The sequence below is a fragment of the Frankia sp. CcWB3 genome (genome assembly GCF_977927595.1).
In genome coordinates this window covers 1-2111 of record NZ_CDWRCK010000254.1, presented here as the reverse complement: position 1 = coordinate 2111, position 2111 = coordinate 1, and the positions used below count along the sequence as shown (strand labels likewise).

Here is a 2111-nt window from a genome sequence, read left to right as displayed (position 1 = left end):
CCTCTACCAGCCGACAATATCACTACTAGTTAGTATAAATGCCACAATTTGTAACCTGAGAACCCTCCATCCAACATCACGCCCACGTTCACGTGTCGTATGCCGCGGCAACCCGCCCGCTGGCGGCCAACCTGCGGGAGGCTGTCAGTGTGCAGTGGAATGACCGGCCTCCGGGTGATCTCAACGAAGAGCTCACCGTCGAGCTGACGATCCGTCCGCATCCCGGACCGGTATCCGAACTCGGGAGTCGGCCAGCGGACCCGGGGCGTGCCCGCCCCCGTCACGGCGGTGTCGACCGAACCCCCGGCGGCTGCCCCGAGGCCGGCGAGGCCAAGGCTCGCCTGCGGGCCCGGCTGCTGATACAGCGCCGCGCATCCATGGCCCTGCGTCGGGGCTCGCTGTCCAGGTCGGATGCGTCCCGACTGGCCAACCGCATCCAGCGGCTGCCCGAGGTGGAGGCCGCGCGGTGCGTGGCGGCGTATGTGGGGCTGCCCGGCGAGCCGGACACCGCCGAGCTGCTTGATCGACTGCTGGCTCGCGGGGTGCGGGTGCTGTTGCCCGCCCTGCGCGCCGATCTCGATCTGGACTTCCGGGAGCACGTCGGAACACTGGTGCCCGGCGCGCTGGGTACCCGCGAACCACCGGCGGCGGCACCCCGCGGGGTTCTCGCCGAGGCCGACGTGGTGATCATCCCGGCGCTCGCGGTCGACCGGGCGGGCCGGCGTCTGGGGCACGGTGGGGGCTCCTATGACCGGGTGCTGGCCCGGGTGGGCGCCGACGTTCCGGTGATCGCCGTCCTGCACGACCAAGAGGTTCTGGATGAGGTCCCCACGGAGTCCCACGATCACAACGTAAAGATCATCATCACGCCGAGTCGTACGCTACGGTGCGAACCAACCGACGGCACCGGGGAACATCTCGGGCCCTCTACAAGCTAAAGTTGGCAGTCTCCACGTCAGAGTGCCAACTCCGGGAGGAGCACGTGCCTACCTACCAGTACCGCTGCACCGACTGCGGGCGTGACCTTGAGGTCGTACAGAGCTTCAGCGACGTATCACTGACGGAGTGCCCAGCCTGCGCCGGGCGACTTCGTAAAGTGTTCGGTTCGGTGGGCGTGGTGTTCAAGGGCAGCGGCTTCTACAAGAACGACAGCCGGTCCAACTCCTCCGGCGGGTCCGCGCAGCACCGTCCCAAGGACATCGGTGACGCCACGGCCACGAGCAACGGCAGCGAGGCGACATCCGGAGGGAGCACCAACAGCTCCGCCAGCTCGGACTCGTCGTCCTCGACCTCGTCGGGCGGCACCGCCACGGCCTCCTCGACGACGTCGGCTCCGGCCTCCAGCACCGCGGCGGCCTGACCAGCCGCTGGATCCACCCAAGGCGTCCGGGCGTCTCGGCCTGGACGCCTTGGGCATGCCCGGGCACGGAGTACCCAGTTCCTCCCCGCCGCGGCTCACCCACCGACCCCCGGATGCGGTGACCGGGAGATGCCGGAGAGGGTTTCCAGATCTTGCGTCACACCATGGCCTTGGAAGCCATCTCTTCATGCCCGGCTACAGCCAGCTCAGAGTTCGGACTTACTCATCTAACGGAAGCCCTTCCGCCCCACTGGCGGCGATTTCTGGCCGCCCTGGACCGGCCACGCCACCGGACGGCCCGGAGCCCTGGTGCCGGCCAGATCTGACCTGATGCGGTGACCTCGGCCGATGGCCGGGACGCCTACTGTTTGCGCCGCCGATAGTGCTCCACGATCCAGGCGTCTACCTCTCGCTTGCGCCAAACCCGGGTGCCTTTGGCACCGCTACCCATCGGCGCGTTGATGACCTGCAAGGGCGCCGGAAACCGGGAGTCCTTGCGTGTCCAGTAGTCTACCGCCTGGCGAGTGATCTTGAGTTGGAACGCGATGTCCCCGATGCCGACCAACTGCTCACCGTCGTCCACGCGGAACATCGTAACCACTTTGCTCTTCCTCAAGAACCTCGCTAGGGTCTAATTTGCTGAGCAGCAAATAGACGGAAGAGGAAACCATGCCCCCCACCCCTCGCCGCCTGGATGAGGTCCGGGCCCTATTAGGGCCTGTTTGGGAAGTTTATCGGGGCAGCCATTTGT

3 protein-coding genes and 1 pseudogene are annotated in these 2111 nt (G+C 66.7%); 2 read left to right on the top strand and 2 right to left on the bottom strand.

Features of this window, described 5'->3' with window-relative positions; genetic code table 11:
- Positions 1-149 precede the first annotated feature (149 nt).
- Together ACY5KJ_RS16755 and ACY5KJ_RS16750 are read left to right on the top strand one after the other, a co-directional pair.
- Positions 150-938 carry a 5-formyltetrahydrofolate cyclo-ligase gene (locus ACY5KJ_RS16755; protein WP_462188340.1) on the top strand — a complete coding sequence of 263 codons (789 nt, stop codon included), beginning with the start codon at positions 150-152 and terminating at the stop codon, positions 936-938.
- Positions 887-1075 (top strand): annotated as a pseudogene (locus ACY5KJ_RS16750) (FmdB family zinc ribbon protein); the annotation flags it as partial. The gene ACY5KJ_RS16755 and the pseudogene ACY5KJ_RS16750, both read left to right, overlap by 52 nt.
- 62 nt (positions 1076-1137) lie before the next feature.
- Here the strand turns inward: ACY5KJ_RS16750 and ACY5KJ_RS16745 are convergent.
- Both ACY5KJ_RS16745 and ACY5KJ_RS16740 read right to left on the bottom strand, forming a co-directional pair.
- The gene (locus ACY5KJ_RS16745) at positions 1138-1377 is read right to left on the bottom strand and encodes a hypothetical protein (RefSeq protein ID WP_462188339.1); all 240 of its coding nucleotides are present in this window, start codon (positions 1375-1377) and stop codon (positions 1138-1140) included.
- Positions 1378-1721: 344 nt separating this feature from the next.
- Positions 1722-1952, bottom strand: coding sequence for a hypothetical protein (locus ACY5KJ_RS16740; RefSeq protein ID WP_173645797.1), 231 nt, complete (start codon positions 1950-1952; stop codon positions 1722-1724).
- Positions 1953-2111 lie beyond the last annotated feature (159 nt).